Source organism: Duganella sp. BJB476 (genome assembly GCF_003416895.1).
GTDB lineage: Bacteria > Pseudomonadota > Gammaproteobacteria > Burkholderiales > Burkholderiaceae_D > Rugamonas.
On record NZ_QVIO01000001.1, the window covers coordinates 1870754 to 1888580 of the forward strand.

Annotated in this window: 16 protein-coding genes; 11 read left to right on the forward strand and 5 right to left on the reverse strand. The window is 64.1% G+C overall.

Translation table 11 applies throughout. The annotated features are described in order from the left end of the window. Nucleotides 1–55 precede the first annotated feature (55 nt). Complete coding sequence (locus D0T21_RS08205) at nucleotides 56–2317, forward strand: bifunctional diguanylate cyclase/phosphodiesterase (RefSeq protein WP_116990841.1); 2262 nt, start codon at nucleotides 56–58, stop codon at nucleotides 2315–2317. A gap of 50 nt (nucleotides 2318–2367) precedes the next feature. Here D0T21_RS08205 and D0T21_RS08210 read toward each other — a convergent pair whose 3' ends face one another. After that, nucleotides 2368–2823 (reverse strand): CBS domain-containing protein, encoded by a 456-nt coding sequence (locus D0T21_RS08210; protein ID WP_026334688.1) that lies wholly within the window; start codon nucleotides 2821–2823, stop codon nucleotides 2368–2370. Nucleotides 2824–3019: 196 nt separating this feature from the next. Between D0T21_RS08210 and D0T21_RS08215 the strand changes: the two genes are divergently transcribed. Both D0T21_RS08215 and D0T21_RS08220 read left to right on the forward strand, forming a co-directional pair. Further along, complete coding sequence (locus tag D0T21_RS08215) at nucleotides 3020–4330, forward strand: O-acetylhomoserine aminocarboxypropyltransferase (protein ID WP_116990842.1); 1311 nt, start codon at nucleotides 3020–3022, stop codon at nucleotides 4328–4330. Nucleotide 4331: 1 nt separating this feature from the next. Then, entirely contained in the window at nucleotides 4332–5135 is an 804-nt protein-coding gene (locus D0T21_RS08220; RefSeq protein WP_116990843.1) for an alpha/beta fold hydrolase, read from the forward strand. Here the strand turns inward: D0T21_RS08220 and D0T21_RS08225 are convergent. From D0T21_RS08225 to D0T21_RS08235, 3 genes are all read right to left on the reverse strand, one after another. Continuing rightward, nucleotides 5132–5689 (reverse strand): hypothetical protein, encoded by a 558-nt coding sequence (locus D0T21_RS08225; protein ID WP_147328051.1) that lies wholly within the window; start codon nucleotides 5687–5689, stop codon nucleotides 5132–5134. The two genes, D0T21_RS08220 and D0T21_RS08225, sit on opposite strands and share 4 nt — an antisense overlap. Before the next feature lie 3 nt (nucleotides 5690–5692). After that, complete coding sequence (locus D0T21_RS32385; RefSeq protein ID WP_229211381.1) at nucleotides 5693–6328, reverse strand: hypothetical protein; 636 nt, start codon at nucleotides 6326–6328, stop codon at nucleotides 5693–5695. Between the two features lie 82 nt (nucleotides 6329–6410). Next, complete coding sequence (locus D0T21_RS08235) at nucleotides 6411–7547, reverse strand: HAF repeat-containing protein (protein ID WP_199538493.1); 1137 nt, start codon at nucleotides 7545–7547, stop codon at nucleotides 6411–6413. A gap of 175 nt (nucleotides 7548–7722) precedes the next feature. Between D0T21_RS08235 and D0T21_RS08240 the strand changes: the two genes are divergently transcribed. Both D0T21_RS08240 and D0T21_RS08245 read left to right on the forward strand, forming a co-directional pair. Further along, nucleotides 7723–8307 (forward strand): LysE family translocator, encoded by a 585-nt coding sequence (locus D0T21_RS08240; RefSeq protein WP_116990846.1) that lies wholly within the window; start codon nucleotides 7723–7725, stop codon nucleotides 8305–8307. A 9-nt stretch (nucleotides 8308–8316) separates the two neighbouring features. Further along, the gene (locus D0T21_RS08245) at nucleotides 8317–9777 is read left to right on the forward strand and encodes a PLP-dependent aminotransferase family protein (RefSeq protein WP_116990847.1); all 1461 of its coding nucleotides are present in this window, start codon (nucleotides 8317–8319) and stop codon (nucleotides 9775–9777) included. On the opposite strand, the gene D0T21_RS08250 is transcribed toward D0T21_RS08245, so the two are convergent. Continuing rightward, a complete protein-coding gene (locus tag D0T21_RS08250) occupies nucleotides 9774–11081 on the reverse strand; it encodes a YihY family inner membrane protein (RefSeq protein ID WP_229211382.1) in 1308 nt (435 codons plus the stop codon). The two genes, D0T21_RS08245 and D0T21_RS08250, sit on opposite strands and share 4 nt — an antisense overlap. A gap of 134 nt (nucleotides 11082–11215) precedes the next feature. On the opposite strand from D0T21_RS08250, the gene wrbA reads away from it, so the two are divergent. From wrbA to D0T21_RS08280, 6 genes are all read left to right on the forward strand, one after another. Continuing rightward, nucleotides 11216–11827 (forward strand): NAD(P)H:quinone oxidoreductase, encoded by a 612-nt coding sequence (gene wrbA / locus D0T21_RS08255; protein WP_116990849.1) that lies wholly within the window; start codon nucleotides 11216–11218, stop codon nucleotides 11825–11827. A gap of 13 nt (nucleotides 11828–11840) precedes the next feature. Then, nucleotides 11841–12248: a DUF2069 domain-containing protein gene (locus D0T21_RS08260; RefSeq protein WP_116991060.1), complete on the forward strand. Its 408-nt coding sequence runs from the start codon at nucleotides 11841–11843 to the stop codon at nucleotides 12246–12248. After that, nucleotides 12245–13651, forward strand: a complete 1407-nt coding sequence (locus D0T21_RS08265; RefSeq protein WP_116990850.1) for an FAD-binding oxidoreductase — start codon at nucleotides 12245–12247, stop codon at nucleotides 13649–13651. The genes D0T21_RS08260 and D0T21_RS08265 overlap by 4 nt, the downstream gene beginning before the upstream one ends. A gap of 11 nt (nucleotides 13652–13662) precedes the next feature. Beyond that, entirely contained in the window at nucleotides 13663–14094 is a 432-nt protein-coding gene (locus D0T21_RS08270; protein WP_116990851.1) for a DUF4124 domain-containing protein, read from the forward strand. Between the two features lie 74 nt (nucleotides 14095–14168). Beyond that, nucleotides 14169–16724, forward strand: a complete 2556-nt coding sequence (locus D0T21_RS08275; RefSeq protein WP_116990852.1) for an FtsX-like permease family protein — start codon at nucleotides 14169–14171, stop codon at nucleotides 16722–16724. After that, nucleotides 16724–17812 (forward strand): lipocalin-like domain-containing protein, encoded by a 1089-nt coding sequence (locus D0T21_RS08280; protein WP_116990853.1) that lies wholly within the window; start codon nucleotides 16724–16726, stop codon nucleotides 17810–17812. The genes D0T21_RS08275 and D0T21_RS08280 overlap by 1 nt, the downstream gene beginning before the upstream one ends. Nucleotides 17813–17827 lie beyond the last annotated feature (15 nt).

The window sequence follows — 17827 nt, forward strand, 5'->3', positions numbered from 1 at the left end:
CAATTCGCTATATACTTGAACTCAAGAACACCGAGAAATCCTGGAGAAGCTACACATGCCCCCACCGATCACACCCCTTGAGCAATCCAAGGACGATCAAGACGATCTGGTATTCTTAGAAGAGCATCCGACGGCGCCTGCGGTACCGGGTGCCCGCAACGTTTGGCGGGTCATGATCATCGACGACGATGAAGATGTGCACTCGACCACCACCTTTGCGCTCGGTAACCTCGACATGCAGCAGCGCCCGCTCGAATTCGTGCATGCGTATTCGGCTGGGCAGGCGCGCGAACTGTTAAAACACGAAGCCGAAATCGCCGTCATCCTGCTGGACGTGGTGATGGAGCAGGACGACGCCGGCCTGCACCTGGTGCGCTACATCCGCGAAACGCTGAACCTGGCCGACGTGCGCATCATTCTGCGCACTGGGCAGCCCGGCTATGCGCCGGAAATCGACGCCATCCGCGATTTCGACATCAACGACTACAAGACCAAGTCCGAGCTGACCCGCATCAAGCTGTTCACCACGGTGACGGCGGCGATCCGCTCCTATGAACAAATCCGCAAGATCAACGACAGCCGCCGCGGCCTGAACCAGATCGTCCACGCCAGCACCCAGCTGATGTCGCTGCACGGCGTGCAGAACTTCGCCTCCGGCGTGCTGGCCCAGATCGCCGACCTGCTCGGCCAGGACGGCAACGGCGTGCTGTGCGTGCAGGAATGCCCGGAAGACGGCTGCCACAAGCTGATGGTGATGGCCACCATCGGCAGCTATCGCCACCTCGACAACGCCACCCTGTGCGACCAGGACCACAAGCCGGTGTACGACGCCATGGAGCTGACCCTGGGCCAGCGCCGCAACATCTACGGCCCGGACTTCATCACGCTGTACTTCGCGGGTAAAGCCAGCCGCGATTTCGTCGCCTACCTCGACGTCGGCCGCGCGCCGACCGAGATCGACGAGCGCCTGCTGGAAGTGTTCTGCTCCAACGTGGCTGTGGGCCTGGACAACGTGGAACTGGTCACGCACCTGCACAACGCCGCTTTCTACGATCAGCTGTCCAAGCTGCCCAACCGCACCCGCCTGGTCGAGATCCTGGATGCCACGCTGGCCGGTCCGGCGCGCGACGAGGCCACGCTGTCGCTGGTCGACCTGGATCACTTTGCCGAAACCAATGACGCGCTGGGCCACCAGTTCGGCGACATGCTGCTGGTCGCCGTCGCCGGCCGCCTGCAAACGCAGCTGGGCGACCAGCTGACGGTGGCGCGCATCGGCGGCGACATCTTCTGCGTGCTGGGCGACTCCTCGCAAGTCAATCCGGCCAATATCCTGGCGCTGTTCGCCCACCCGTTCAGCATCGACGGCCAGGACGTGCAGCTGTCCGCCACCCTGGGCCTGGTGCGCCTGGGCGAGCACGAAGGCAGCGGCGCCGACGCCCTCAAGGACGCCGACATCGCGCTCAAGCGCGCCAAGTCGCAGCAGCGCGCCGGCCACTTCTACTTCTCGCGCTCGATGGGCGTGGAGATCCGCGAACGGGTGCGCATGATGCACGCGCTGCGCACCGCCTTCGGCCAGAACCAGCTGTTCGTGGTGTACCAGCCGCAGATCGACCTAGCCACGCGTCGCCCGGTGGGCGCCGAGGCGCTGCTGCGCTGGCAAACGCCGGACGGCAAGTTCATCTCGCCGGACCGCTTCATTCCTATCGCCGAATATTCAGGCCTGATCATCGACCTGGGCGAATGGGTGATGCGCACCGCCTGCCGCGAGCTGGTGGACCTGCGCAAGGCCGGGCATACGAACTTCATGATGTCGATTAACGTCTCGCAGGTACAGTTCCGCCATCCGCACTTCCTGGAGATGCTGCGCAAGGCGCTGGAAGACACCGGCGCGCCGCCGGAGTTCGTCGAACTGGAGATCACCGAATCGATGGCGATGGAAGAGCCGGACATGCTGATCAAGATGCTGGGCCAGATCAAGCAGACCGGCGTCAGCATCGCGATCGACGACTTCGGCACTGGTTTCTCGTCGCTGTCCTACCTCCAGCGGCTGCAGATCGACCGCCTGAAGATAGACCGCGCCTTTGTCACCGAGATCACCGGCTCCGCGCGTGGCAGCAGCATCGCCGAGATGGTGATCCAGCTGGGCCGCAACCTGGGCCTGGCCGTGATCGCGGAAGGCGTGGAGGACGAGCGTCAGGCGCAGATACTGCAAGCGCTGGGCTGCCCGCTGGCGCAGGGCTTCCTGTTCGCGCGGCCGATGACGGCGACAGCGCTCAACGGTTGGCTCAGCAACGACGCGCTGGAAGGCGCGGCCTAAATAAAAACGCCATCCTCGGATGGCGTTTTCTTTGGTGCTGAGTGTCGGGCTTAGTCGGCCTGGTCAGCCGTTTCAGCCGGCCAGTCGCGGATATACGCCTTCAACATCTTGTTCTCGAAGCTCTGCGCTTCCAGCACCGCGCGGGCGACGTCGTAGAACGAAATCACGCCGAGGATAGTTTTGGCGTTCATCACCGGCAGGTAGCGCGCGTGCTTTTCCAGCATGATGCGGCGCACCTCGTTGACCTCGGTATCCGGGGTCACGGTAATCGGGTGATCATCCATGTGCTTGCGCACCGTGCCCGCGCCGACCGTGCCGGCGTTTTCGTGCAGGGCGCGCAGCACTTCACGGAAGGTCAGCATGCCGGCCAATTCGCCGAATTCCATGACCACCAGCGAGCCGATGTCTTTTTCCGCCATCGTGTTAGCGGCATCCGCCAACGGCTGGTCAGGCGAAATAGTGTAGAGAATGCTGCCTTTAACCTGAAGAATTTCGGAGACTTTCATTTTGGGCCGTCCTGTCCGCTGATATAGGCTGTGTGAATGGGAGTTCTAATTATTGTAGCCTTATAGCGAATGTAGCGTATGCCCGGCAAAAAATCCAGCGCTCTGGATAAGCAAATCGCAACATTTTTACAGTGCTGTTGCCAAGCCGCGATTCAGGGTAGGATGCCGGGCATTCCTATAACTCCAACGAGACCCTATGAGCGGACCCAAATACCCCGGATTTGATACCCTCGCCCTGCACGCCGGCGCGGCGCCCGACCCCGCCACCGGCGCCCGCGCCACGCCGGTTTACTTCACCTCATCCTTTGCCTTCAAGGACTCCGACCACGCCGCCTCGCTGTTCAACATGGAACGCGCCGGCCACGTCTACTCCCGCATCTCGAACCCGACCAACGCCGTGCTGGAGGAGCGCATCGCCGCGCTGGAAGGCGGCGTGGCCGGCATCGCCACCGCCAGCGGCCAGGCCGCGATGCACCTCGGCCTGGCGACCATCGCCGGCGCCGGCTCGCACATCGTCGCCTCGCGCGCGCTGTACGGCGGCTCGCACAATATGCTGGCCTACACACTCAAGCGCTTCGGCATCGAAACCACCTTCGTCGACCCGCGCGATCTGGACGCCTGGCGCGCCGCGATCCGCCCGAACACCAAGGTGCTGTTCGCGGAAACGCTGGGCAATCCGGGCCTGGACGTGCTGGATATCGAAACCGTCGCCGCCATCGCGCACGAGCAGCACCTGCCGCTGATGATGGACTCCACCTTCACCACGCCTTACCTGCTCAAGCCCTTCGAGCACGGCGCCGACCTGGTGTTCCACTCGGCGACCAAGTTCCTGTGCGGGCACGGCACCGCCATCGGCGGCCTGCTGGTGGACGGCGGCACCTTCGACTGGCAAGCGGCCTACGAAAAAACCGGCCGTTTCGCCGAACTGTGCGAACCGTACGACGGCTTCCACGGCATGGTGTTCACCGAAGAGTCCACGGTGGCGGCGTTCGCGCTGCGCGCGCGCCGCGAAGGCCTGCGCGACTTCGGCGCCGTCATGAGCCCACACAACGCCTTCGCCGTGCTGCAAGGCGTGGAGACACTGGGCCTGCGCATGGACCGGCACGTGGCCAACACCCGCAAGGTGGTCGAGTTCCTGCTGTCGAATCCCGCCGTGGAGTCGGTGTCCTACCCCGAGCTGCCGACGCACCCGGACTACGAACTGGCCAAGCGCCTGCTGCCCAAAGGCTGCGGCGCCGTGTTCTCGTTCAACCTGAAGGGCGACCGCGCCGCCGGCCGCCGTTTCGTCGACAGCCTGAAAGTGTTCTCGCACCTGGCCAACGTCGGCGACGCCAAATCGCTGGCGATCCATCCCGCCTCCACCACCCACTTCCGCGTGCCGGCCGAGCAGCTGGCGGCATCCGGCATCACCGAAGGCACGATGCGGCTGTCGGTCGGCCTGGAGGACGTGGACGATTTGATCGAAGACCTGGCGCGCGGCCTGAAGCTGTCGCAGAAAGGAGCATGACATGCTGCTGACCGTACAAGGCGTGGACGCCTACTGCTACACCGGCGGCAAGCCGTTCAACGCCGCCCTGCCGACCGTAGTCTTCATCCACGGCGCGCAAAACGATCATTCGGTGTGGATTTTACAGACCCGCTATTTCGCCCATCATGGCTACAGCGTGCTGGCGGTGGATCTGCCGGGCCACGGCCGCAGCAAGGGCGCGGCCAAGACCAGCGTGCCCGAACTGGCGGACTGGCTGCTGCAAGTGCTGGACGCCGCCGGCGTGCAGAAGGCGGCGCTGTTCGGCCACAGCATGGGATCGTTGATCGCGCTGGAAGCGTCGCACAAGGCGCCGGAGCGCGTGACGCATCTGGGCATGATCGGTTCGACCTACCCGATGAAGGTCTCGGACGCGCTGCTGGAAACCTCGCGCACCGATGAGCAGAGCGCCATCGACATGGTCAACATCTGGTCGCACTCGTCGATCGCGCAAAAGCCGTCGTGCCCGGGACCGGGCTTCAACACCATGGGCGGCTCGCGCCGGCTGATGCAGCGCGTCTCGCAGATCAATCCGCAGCAGCTGTTCTACACGGATTTCTCGGCCTGCAACGCCTACGCCAACGGCGAAGCAGCGGCGCAGGCGGTGCGCTGCCCCACCCTGTTCCTGTTCGGCGCGCGCGACATGATGACGCCGCCCAAATCCACCAAGCTGCTGACCTCCACCATCAGCCATGGCAAGGTGGTGACGGTGGACAGCGGCCACTCGCTGATGAGCGAGCAGCCGGACGCGGTGCTGGACGCCCTGTTCAGTTTCGCCAGCCGCTAAAACTTGGCGAAGCAGGAATCCCGCTGCAGCGCTATGTATTCGGCAGTGTCTTGAAAGCGGTTGATTGATGTTTGCCGAAACACATCCAGGCTGTCCATCCGCCGCGATGAGATGGCGTATGCATAGTGCCCAGTATGTTTTCTGGACATATAGCGTATGCCATCCAAATGAGGATGTCTTGCAATGATGCGATCCAGGGCACAGCCAAGCCACTGACACCACTCGTGCCCGGGATCGAGGAGTTCAGCGTAAATGCCAAGTTTACTGATCGCGTCGCCGGTCAAATCCAGCAATCGAAGATCCCGAGTAAACGTCATCCCTGCGATCAATGCGTCCGCTGCATTGCGCGCAAAGAAAAATGTCCCCGGCATGCTTGCGTCGTTGACGCACAGCCCGGCCTCCCACGCGGCGGTAATCGTACTATCGCCAAGATAAATCCAGTGGAAGGCGAACGCACCGTTGTTATCCGCGAATGCTTGCCATATGCGCGCATCTGATGGCAAGGTCCGAGCGATATGCGGAGGTGGTGTAACAGCCTTCTTTTTTGAAGACATGTCTTAGCCTACGATGTCGGCCATGCCCTTGGTATAAAGCTCCGCTAACTCCTGAACCTTGCGCAAGCGTTCGTTTGCGGGCAGATTCAGCAATCGCAGCTGGCTTTTATGTACATCACGACGCGTCTCGAATGGTTTTCCTGCCAGTAGTTCGGCCGGCGAGAGTTCATTAATTTCGTCAGTTGCACCGACCCAGAATGCATGAATCTCACTATTCGGCTGATTCTGAAGCTGGTGCAACACTGGCTCGATTAATTCGGGTACCGGTTCAACGAATTGCCAAACAGGGAACTCCCTGCCGATGCTGCGCCCCTTGGGCGTAACAAAGTAAAACCGTCTGTTTTCAGCAGCCCGGTACAACGTAGGCTGCGAAAGTGATACCAACCCCTGAGCAATAACATCCGAAGCCTTTAGCTTGGCAGCGGGCAGCGAATTATTGGAAGAGATACTCGGTAGCGACGCGCGCGCTTCACTTAAAGCTTGCATGCCAACTGCGATCACTCTTTCACGATCACGGCCGCGAGCAAGCGCATCCAGGCGCGCTTCAACAAGCTGCGTGAACTGCTCAAGCACAAGTTCAACAGCATCATGGCGCGCAAGGATATGCGCGGCTTCTCTATTTCTGACTGTGTGTGCCAAGATAACTCCTCAAGGAGCAATCGGATCCGGTAGGTAGTCCCAGATTAGCACGCCCTCTCAAGATTCTCAAGATTCTCGCTATTCAGTTTTGCGGGAACTTGAAGCGGATGATGCGGTTCGCGCCCTGCAGCACGATGCCGCGATAACGGCGGCGGTAGATCACGATGCCCGCCGTGGTGGTCAGCACCACCACGATCAGCGTCACCAGATCGGTGTCGCCGTGCGTGACCACGGCGCGCTGCGCCGAGTGCATGGTCGATGCCTCGAACTTCTTGCCGACGTATTTGGCGCCGATTACCAGTTCCTCGGCGTTGATGCTGTTGACCAGGTACAGGCCAAAGCCGCCCGGATGCACGGTCATCTTGCCGTCGCGGTAGACGAAGGAGCGGCGCTCGTCGCCGATGCGGATACTGCCGACCACGTGGCCGGCGGCGTTGATGGCGGTGGCGAAGCTGTTGCCGTAACCGATCATCGCGCCCAGGTCGACCATCTTTTTGCCATCGTGGACAAAGGCGTGCCAGCGGCGGTCCGGCGTTTCCGATGAGCCGACCACCACGCCGGAATCGTTGACGGCGGTGGCGCCGCTGGAACGTCCGCCCAGCGTGCCCAACTCCTTCATGCCGACGCCCGGCCGGTAGATAAAAGCGCGGCGATAGCCATCCGACAGCGCCGCCGTGCCGACGACCACGCCGTCGGTGTTGACGCCGGCCGCGTAGCTGATATTGCCACCCAGCGTGCCCAGGTCGACCAGCGGGCCGTCACCATTGGCGCCGGTAGAGAAAGCGTGGAAGTAGCCGTCGCTGGTGTCGGCGAAGCCCACCGTCTGGCCGGAGCGGCTGATGCCGGTGCCATAGCTGCTGCCGCCGCCCAGCGTGCCAAGATCGCGCATCGCCAGGCCGGCGCGGACGACGAAGGCACGCCAGTGGCCGTCGCCATCCATCGCCGAGCCGACGACGTCGCCGCCGATGTTGATGCCGGTAGTGAAAGAGTTACTGCCGCCGAGGGTACCCAGTTCAACCAGGCGCTTATTCCACAGCACCGCGCGCTGGCGGCCGTTCTCTTCCTCGATGATGCCGGCCACCTGGCCGGAGGCATTGATATCGACCGCGATACTGGCCTCGTTGCCGCGCTCGCCCAAACCTGGCGGGTGCAATTGCTGGGCGGAAGACGCCACGCCGGCAAAACCCAACAAGACCACCGCAATCGGCATTCTCAGCATGACATCTCCCAGTTGATTTTTATGAATGCCAATTCTATAACGATAGCTGGACGATCAGCAACTGTCCCCATCCATCGACTGATACAGCATGAGCCTGTCGCCATGGTCTTGTGCCTTGCGCCCACCGCGCCGCGCTCCTAGACTGGTGCCACTTCCACACCAAGAATTGCAAACCATGACCGAACTGCTGCCCTTGATGAGCTATTGCCTGGTGATGTCGGCCACGCCCGGACCGAACAACGTCATGCTCGCCACCACGGGCGCCAACTTCGGCGGCCGCGGCGCGCTGCCGGTCATCATGGGCATCCAGGCCGGGATGTTCGTGCAAACCTTGCTCATGTGCCTGGGACTGGGCAGTGTCTTTGTCGCTTACCCGGTGGCGCAAAAAGCGCTGCGCATCGCGGGATCGCTGTACCTGGTGTTCCTGGCCTGGAAGCTCAGCGGGGCATCGGTGAGAGGCGCCGCAGCGCCCAAGGCAGTCTCGTTCAGTCAGGCCGCGACATTCCAGGCGCTGAATCCCAAGAGCTGGGTAAAAGCTGTTACCGTGGCATCGGTGTTCATGCCTGCAGGGCAGAACACGGCCGTCAATGCGCTGCTGGTCGCGACGATTGGCGCACTGGTCGGCGCACCTTGCAACGCCATGTGGGCCTTGTTCGGCCTCTCGATACGCCGCTTCTTGCAAGATCCACGCAAGCAGCGCCTGTTCAATTTGACGATGGCCGCCATCTTGCTCGTCCTCGCCATGATGTTTTTACGCTAGACTCTCGCCATGTTCGCCATCGACCGCTCCTCTCCCATCGCCCTGTCCTCGCAGATTGAGGCGAAGTTGCGCCAAATGGTCGAGAGCCGGGCGCTGCCTGGCGGAGCCAAGCTGATGTCGATACGCCAGCTCGCCACGCAGCTGGCGGTCAGCACCAACACCATCGTGACGGCGTATGACAGGCTGGTCGCGGCGGGGATCATCGACTCCCACGGCACGGCTGGTTTCTTTGTCAGCACGACGAACGGTGCTAGCAAATCCATTCCCGATGAGGTCGCACTGGAAGCGGGCGAGGAGCAAGAGCCGGTCTGGCTGGCGCAGCAAGCCAACGATCAGCGTGCCGGCATCTTATTGGCCAGCAGCGGCGCATTGCCGCCGACCTGGCTGCAAGACGCCGTACCGGCCACCGTCGTGCAAAAGGCCTTGGCGCGCAGCGCCGCCGGCATGGCCTCGCGCTGTCCGCCCCAGGGACTGCCGGAACTGCGTGAGCACATCGCGCTGCTGTTGCGCGGCATCGGCATCGCTGCGGACGCCGGCCACATCCTCACCACCTTGGGCGGCACCCATACGATCGACTTGATTTGCCGGAGCTTTTTGCAGCCTGGCGACACCGTGCTGGTGGAAGACCCCGGCTACTTCCTGATGTTTGGCCGCCTGCGCCAGGACGGCATACGATTGGTGCCGATCAAGCGCCGCCCCGAAGGCCTCGACCTGGATGAGCTGGAGGCCGCCTGTCGCGAACACCGCCCGCGCCTGCTGTTCGTGCAAACGGCCTTGCACAACCCGACAGGATGGAGCAGCAGCGCCGCCAATCTGCACAAGGTCTTGATGCTGGCGCAGCAGCACGGCTTCCTGATCGCCGAGGACGACGTGCACGGCCATTTCCAGCAAGGCCACAGTACCCGGCTGGCCGCCATGGCCGGGCTCGACGGCGTGATCTACTACTCCAGCTTTTGCAAGGTGCTCAGTCCCGCCCTGCGGATGGGCTATCTCGCCGCCGCCCCCGCCTTGCTCAAAGTGCTGATGCGGACCAAGATCCATTCCATCATGACGATGCCGGCGCTGAACGAGTATGTGCTGCTGGAAGTCCTCAGGGCAGGCAACCTGCGCAAACACCTGGACCGCATGCAACGCAAGATCATGGCGGCGCGCAACGCCAGTACGCAGCAACTGAGCGCGGCGGGCGTGCTGTTCGAGCAGCCCGGCGACGCCGGTATTTTCTTGTGGGGCACGATGCCCGAAGGCCTGGACGTCGACTTGCTGGTGCAGGACGCCTACCGCAACAACATCCTGCTGATGCGGGGCGCCGCCTTCTCGGCCAATGACACGCCCGACCAGCACATCCGCTTCAATGTCGCTTTCAGCCAGCATCCACGCCTGAGCAGCTACCTGCAAGAGCGTTTGCAGGCCGTCGCGGGAGCGCGCTCAAGCCTGGCGCGCGCCAGCAACGCGGCGAACTTGAAAGACTAGCGGCAGTCGATCGGTCCGAAGTGATCGGCCAGGGTCTTGCCCAGGCCCGCTTCAACGGCCGATTCCACTTCCCGCGCCAGCGACGCCGCTTCGCGCGCCACTTGCTGGTCGCGCTCATCGTCGCTGTCGCTGACCACGCCGGCATTGATCGGCAGGCCCGAGAACACGAACAGGCGATAGACTTCGGCCAGCGTCAGCTTCTCCACATTGGCCAGGATGACCCAGTGATCGCCGCCGTCGCTGACGCGCTTCCCCCACTGCACCCGCTGCGGCGCCTCAACCTTGACGCGTCCGACCCAGCCGGCGATCATCATTTTTTCCAGCAGCGTGTCCATCTCGTCGAAGCCCAGCCGCGTGCGCGCGCGGATCGCGCCCGCGCTCACCAGCGCCGTGTCGCCGCATTTGCAGGCCACATGCAGCACCTTCAGAATCGCCATCGCGTCGACGAATTCGCCGCCCGGCTGCGCCTCATGCCACCAGCGCTCGTACTTCACCACCGGCAGCGCAGCCACCAGCAGCGCGCCAAACAGCGTAATCAGCCACGACACATAGACCCACAACAGGAACAACGGCAGCGCCGCCAGCGCGCCATAGATCTTCGAATACGTCGGAAACTGGGTGATGAAGACCGCGAAACCGCGCTTGGCCACCTCGAACGCGAGACCGGCCACCAGGCCGCCCCAGGCGCCGTCGTACCAGTCGACGTCGCGGTTCGGCACAGCCACGTACAGCAGAGTGAAGCCGGCCGTGGTCAGCGCCAGCGACAGCACCGTATAAATCAGCGCGCCGACCACCGGCACGTCGCCGATCAAATCGCTGGTGGCCATGAAGACCTGCCCCGACAGCGTCAGCGACACACCGATCAGCAAGGGGCCCAGCGTGATGATGGCCCAGTAGACCAGGATGCGCTTGGTCCAGCGCCGCTCGGCGCGCACCCGCCAGATGCGGTTGAACACCCGCTCGATCAGGTTCATCATCGCGATCGACGTGAAAATCAGCGCCACCGCGCCCACCGCCGACAGCCGCGTGGCCTTGGAGGCGAACATGGTCAGGTAGTTGAGGATGGTGGTGGAAATCGACTTCGGCATCACGCTTTGCACGAAGTAGGCTTCCAGCGAACTGCGGAAGGAGTTAAACAGCGGGAACGTGGTGAAGATCGCCAGCGCGATCGTCAACAGCGGCACCAGCGCGAACACCGTGGTAAAAGTGAGGCTGCCGGCCACTTGCGGCAGGCTTTCCTCGCGCAGGCGGCGTTGGGCAAACAGGAACAGGTCCCGCACTTCGGGCCAGGACAGCGAACGCATTGTGTCTATCCCGCCACGGCAGCTGCGGGAAACATACTGGAAAACCGGATGAATATATTTTTCGTACATGGGCGATAATCGAAATACAAGGGTGGCAGCGATGCCACCCGCTAAAGCGCCCTATAATACCGCCGATGAACCAAGCTAATCTGATTATTCTCGTATTGTTTTACTCCCGCCATGGCGCCACCCGCAAATTGGCCGAGTTGATCGCCCAGGGCGTGGAAAGCGTTCCGGGCTGCGATGCGCGCCTGCGCACGGTTCCAGCCGTGTCCACCGTGACCGAAGCCACCGAGCCGGACGTGCCGGCCGACGGCGCGCCCTACGTCGAGCTGGACGACCTGACCGAATGCGCGGGCCTGGCGGTTGGCTCGCCCACCCGCTTCGGCAACATGGCCGCCGCGATGAAGTATTTTTGGGACGGCACGGCCGCCCAATGGCTGTCCGGCGCGCTGGCCGGCAAGCCGGCGTGCGTGTTCACGTCCACCGGCAGCCTGCACGGCGGCCAGGAATCGACGCTGCTGTCGATGATGATACCGCTGTTCCACCACGGCCTGATGGTGCTCGGCCTGCCCTACACCAACCCGGAACTGATGACCACCTCCAGCGGCGGCACGCCCTACGGCGCCAGCCACTGGTCGGGACTTGACGGCAAGAAGACCATCACGGAAGATGAAAAACGCCTGGCCATCGCGCTGGGCCGGCGCCTGGCCGAAACGGCCGTCAAACTGCGCGCCGTCGCTTGAACGGGATCGCATGATGGAAAACACGATGCAAAAGTATTTTCACTGGGGCGCCATCGGTAGCCTGGCGACGCTGATTATCTGGTGCGTGCTGTGGGAGATGGTGCTGGCGCCGCTCAAGCCGGGCGGTTCCTGGCTGGTGCTGAAGGCCCTGCCGCTGCTGCTGCCACTGTATGGCGTATGGAAGCGCGACATCTACACCTTGCAGTGGACCTCGATGATGATACTGCTGTACTTCACCGAAGGCGTGGTGCGCGGCTGGAGCGACAAGGGCACGCTGTCGGCATGGCTGGCCTGGGGCGAGGCGCTGATCGTTTGCATCTACTTCGTGTGCGCCGTGATGTATCTGCGTCCGTATAAAAAAGCGGCGAAGAAGCTGGCCAAGGAACTGCTGGACAAGGTCAAGGTCAACACCGTCAAATGATGGACTTCCTCACCCACTGCCGCTCCGTGGTGGGCGACGCCTTTGTACTCGACATGCCCGCCGACATGGCGCCCTTCCTCACCGATTGGCGCGGACGCTTTACCGGCAAGGCGCTGGCCGTGTTGCGGCCGGCGTCGGTGGACCAGGTGGCGGCGCTGGTGCGCGCCTGCGCGCAGTGGCGCGTGGCACTGGTGCCTCAGGGCGGCAACACAGGCCTGGTGCTCGGCAGCGTGCCAGACGCCAGCGGCAGCGCCGTCGTGCTGTCCCTGGCGCGGCTGAACACCATCCGCCAGGTCGATCCCGTCAACCGCACCATGACCGTGGACGCGGGCTGCATCCTCCAGCAGGTGCAGGAAGCCGCTGCCGCTGCGGGCTGTTTGTTCCCGCTGTCGCTGGCGGCGGAAGGCAGCTGCACCATCGGCGGCAACCTGTCCACCAATGCCGGCGGTACGGCGGTTCTCCGCTACGGCAATACGCGCGAATTGTGCCTCGGCCTGGAAGTCGTCACGCCGCAAGGCGAGATCTGGAGCGGCTTGCGCGGCCTGCGCAAGGACAATACCGGCTACGATCTGCGCGACCTGTTCATCGGCGCGGAAGGCACGCTGGGCATCATCACCGGCGCGGTGCTCAAGCTTTATCCGCAGCCCAAGGCCAGCATCACCGCGCTGGCCGCGCTGCCCTCGCCCGCCCATGCTCTGCAATTACTGAACCTGATGCAGGACCATTGCGGCTCCAGCCTGACCGGCTTCGAGCTGATGTCGCGCTACTGCCTGGAGCTGGTGGCGCAGCAGTTCCCATCGCTGCCCAAACCGTTCGCCGCGCCGCATCCGCAGTATGTGCTGCTGGAGTTGTCGAGCAGCGAATCGGAGCAGCACGCCGTCGGCCTGCTGGAACAGGCCATCGGCGCGGCGCTGGAGCGCGACGTCATCAGCGATGCGGTGGTGGCGAATTCGGTGGCGCAATCGGCCGGGCTGTGGCAGCTGCGCGAGCACATCCCGCTGGCGCAGGCCAAGGCCGGCAAGAACATCAAGCACGATATCTCGCTGCCGGTATCGAGCATCGCCGACTTCATCGCGGCCACCGGGCCCTTGCTGGAAGCGGCCTTCCCCGGCTGCCAGCTGGTGTGCTTCGGCCATCTGGGCGACGGCAACCTGCACTACAACGTAGCGCCGCCGGACGACATCTCCAACGAAGACTTTTTGGCCAACCAGGACAAGGTCAATCGCGTGGTGCACGACAGCGTGGTCGGTTTCGGCGGCTCGATTTCGGCGGAACATGGCATCGGCGCCCTGAAACGGGACGAGCTGGCGCACTATAAATCGGCGGTGGAACTGAACATGATGCGGGCCATCAAAGCAGCGCTGGATCCGCTGGGTATCATGAATCCCGGGAAAATTCTGTGATCGGGACTGTCATGAAGATTAGCGCTGTACTGCTGTGGGCCGTGGCGTTGGCTGCGCATGGCCAGGGCGTCAACAAATGCACCGTCGACGGCAAGGTCAGTTATAGCGATCTGCCTTGCCCTGCCAACGCGGCGTCGGCGACAACGTTAGCGGTGCCGATCGCACCGGCAGCCGATCCCGCAGCGGCGGCCGATCTGGCGCGGCAACGCAAGGAGGCGGCCAAGCTGGAAAAGGCCCGCCACCAGCACGAGGACCAGGACGCGCGCGCCGCCGACAAGGCCGCGCAAGCCGCAGTCGCGCAGCGCAAACGCTGCGGCAAACTCAAACTGAACAAGCGATGGGCCGATGAAGACGTGGTTCGCGCCTCCCTCCCCAATCTCGATAACGCCAAGCTGCGCGCCAAACGCGCCGGCGACACCTTGGCGCTGGAGTGTCCGAAGTAATGCCCGAAGCGATGCCTGAACCGATATCGGCAGCACAACCAGCCACCCCGGCGCCGATCCGGGACACGGCTGCGATGGGCCGTTTGTCACGCTGGCTGTTGCTGGGCGAATGGCGCGCGCATCCGCTGCGGGCCTTGGTGGCGATTGCGGCGATTGCGGTCGGCATCTCGCTCGGCTTCGCCATCCATCTGATCAACGCCGCCGCCTTCAACGAATTCTCGTCCGCCATCAAGGGCTTGTCCGGCGTGGCCGACGTTCAGGTGCGCGGCACCGAGCCATTCTTCGACGAAGCCATCTACCCCGTGCTGGCGCAGCGCGCCGGCGTGGCCGTGGCGTCGCCGGTGCTGGAGTTCGACGCTTCCGTGCCCGGCGAATCGACCGCGCTGAAGATCCTCGGCATCGACGCCTTCCGCGCCAGCTTTATCTCGTCCGACCTGATTGGCGTGCCCGCCGAAGACCACCCGACCGACATCCTGGCCGACGACGCCCTGTTCCTGTCGACGGCAGCGCAACAATGGCTCAAGCCCGCCAAAGGCGCGCCGCTGACGTTGCAAGTGGGCGTCGGCGAACTGAAACTGCGCGTGGCCGGCTCGTTGCAACGCGCCCGCGCCGGCCAACGCATCGGCGTGATGGACCTGGGCGCGGCGCAGTGGCGCTTCGAAAAGCTGGGTCTGTTGTCCCGCATCGACCTCAAACTGCGCGACGGCGTCAATCGCGACGCCTTCAAAGCCGAGCTGGAACAACAACTGCAACATGACTACCCCGGCCGCTTCCGCGTCAACCAGCCCAATGACGAAGACCAGAACAATCGCAACGAAGGCATGAGCCGCGCCTACCGCGTCAACCTGACCGTGCTGGCACTAGTCGCGCTGTTCACCGGCGCCTTCCTGGTGTTCTCCACCCAGGCCTTGTCGGTGATACGACGCCGCAGCCAGTTCGCGCTGCTGCGCGTATTGGGCATGGACCGCAAGCACCTGCTGCGCCAGATCCTGATCGAAGGCCTGAGCCTGGGCGTGGCCGGATCGGCCATCGGCATCGCCGCCGGCTACGGCATGGCGGCCGCCGCGCTGCACTTCATGGGCGCCGACCTGGGCGCCGGCTTCTTCTCCGGCGTGCGGCCGCAGGTGCAGTTCACGCCGATCGCCGCAACGGTCTACTTCGCGCTCGGCGTCGCCGTGGCCTTGCTGGGTTGCGCCGCGCCGGCGCTGGATGCGGCCCGCGCCAAGCCTGCCGTCGCGCTCAAGTCCGGCACCGAGGAAGCGGCGATGTCGCGGCTGTCCAAGGCCTGGCCGGCGCTCGCCTGCATCGCGCTGGCCGCGCTGCTGTCGCAAGCGCCGCCGATATTTGAGCTGCCCTTGTTCGGCTACCTGTCGATCGCGCTGCTGCTGGTCGGCGCCATCGCGTTAATGCCACGCCTGGCCGCCATCGTGTTCCAGATGGCGCACCAGCGCTGGAGCGCGGCCACCGCCGGCAAGCCTGGCGCCTCGCCGGTAGTCACGCTGACGTTGTCGCGCCTCGCCAACGCTTCCAGCCAAGCCGGCATCGCGCTGGGCGGCGTGCTGTCCAGCTTCAGCCTGATGGTGGCAATGGCGATCATGGTCGCCAGCTTCCGCGTATCGCTGGACGACTGGCTGCAACACATTCTGCCGGCCGATATCTACGTCAGCACCACCAGCGCCGGCACCACCGCCGGACTGCGGCCGCAGGAGCAGGCCACCATCGCCGCCTTGCCCGGCGTCGCCAGCGCCGACTTCCTGCGCGTGCGCGCGATCTCGCTGGCAGCCGCCAGGCCGCCGGTCGCCCTGATGGCGCGTCATGTGGACCCGGCAGATCCAGGCAAAACCCTGGCCATCGTCGGCGCCACGCAGGTGCCCGGCCCCGGCGCTCCGCCGCCGGTATGGATATCGGAAGCGATGGTCGATTTGTACGGCATGAGCGTCGGCCAGCGCATCGAACTGCCGTTGAACGGCAAACTGCACGCCTTCCAGGTGTCCGGCGTGTGGCGCGACTATGCCCGCCCGACCGGCTCGATCCAGATGCGGCTGAGCGACTATCGCGCCATCACCGGCGACATGGACGCCAGCAACGCCGCGCTGTGGCTGAAGCCCGGCGCCAAGGCCGCCGATACCGAAAGCGCCATGAAGCGCCTGCCGTTCGGCGCCGCGCTGACGACCACCGCGCCGTCCGAGATCCGCGCGATCAGCATGAAGATCTTCGACCGCAGCTTCGCCATCACCTACCTGCTGGAGGCGATCGCCATCGTCATCGGCCTGTTCGGCGTGGCCGCCACCTTCTCGGCGCAGACGCTGGCGCGGGCCAAGGAGTTCGGCATGCTGCGCCACGTCGGCGTCACGCGGCGGCAGATTCTGTCGATACTGGCGATCGAAGGCGGCGCCTTGACTGGGCTGGGCATCGTCACCGGCTTCGTACTGGGCTGGGTCATCAGCCTGATACTGGTTTTTGTGGTCAACCCGCAGTCCTTCCACTGGACCATGCAGCTGCACTTGCCGTGGCCTTTGCTGGCCATCGTGGCGGGCCTGCTGCTGGCCGCCTCCGCGCTGACGGCGCTGCTGGCCGGCCGCCAATCGTTGTCGGGCGGACCGATACGCGCAGTCAGGGAGGACTGGTGATGAAGCATTTCGTACAACGTTGCGCGGCCATGCTGATGCTAGTGGCCGCAGTGTCCACACAAGCCGCCGAGCCGGTGTTCAAGGCGGTCGCGCCGCTGGAGCCCGGCGCCTCGCTGAGCTTCCCGGCGGACTTCGGCGCCCATACCGACTATAAAACCGAATGGTGGTACGTCACCGGCTGGCTGAACACGGCCGACGGCAAGCCGCTGGGCTTCCAGGTCACCTTCTTCCGCAGCGCCACCCAGCACGACCGCGCCAATCCCAGCCAGTTCGCCCCCAAGCAGCTGATCATCGGCCATGCGGCCGTCTCCGATCCGGCCAACGGCAAGCTGCTGCACGACCAGCGCAGCGCGCGCGAAGGCTTCGGCCTGTCCTACGTCAAGGTCGGCGACACCGATGTCAAGCTCGAAGACTGGCGCATGAAGCGCGCCGCCGACGGCAGCTACCAGGTGCACCTCGACGCCGCCAGCTTCAAGCTAGAGCTGAAACTGACGCCGTCGCAGCCCTTGCTGCTGCAGGGCGACCGTGGCTATTCCCGCAAGGGTGCGCAGCTTTCCGACAGCAGCTACTACTACAGCCAACCACAGTTGACCACCACCGGCACCGTCACCCGCGCCGGCCAGGCGGTCGCCGTCACCGGCGCTAGTTGGCTCGATCACGAATGGTCCACCCAATACGTCGCCGCCGATGCCGCCGGCTGGGACTGGATAGGCGCCAATCTCGCCGATGGCGGCGCCCTGATGGCTTTCCAGATGCGCAGCAAGACAGGTGCTAAACTATGGTCGCACGCGACATGGCGCGACGCATCCGGTAAGATCACGCAGTTCTCGCAGGACCAGGTCAGCTTTACCCCGCAAAGGCGGTGGCGTTCACCCCGCACCAAGGCCGAGTATCCCGTCGCGACCCAGCTCACCACCGGCAGCACCGTGTGGCAGGTCGTCCCTTTGCAGGACGACCAGGAGCTCGACTCGCGGCGTTCCGTCGGCGCGGTGTACTGGGAGGGCGCGGTAACGCTAGCCCGGGACGGCAAGCCGGCCGGCCGCGCCTACCTGGAAATGACCGGCTACGTAGGTCCGATAAGGTTTTAGCAGCACCGAACAATT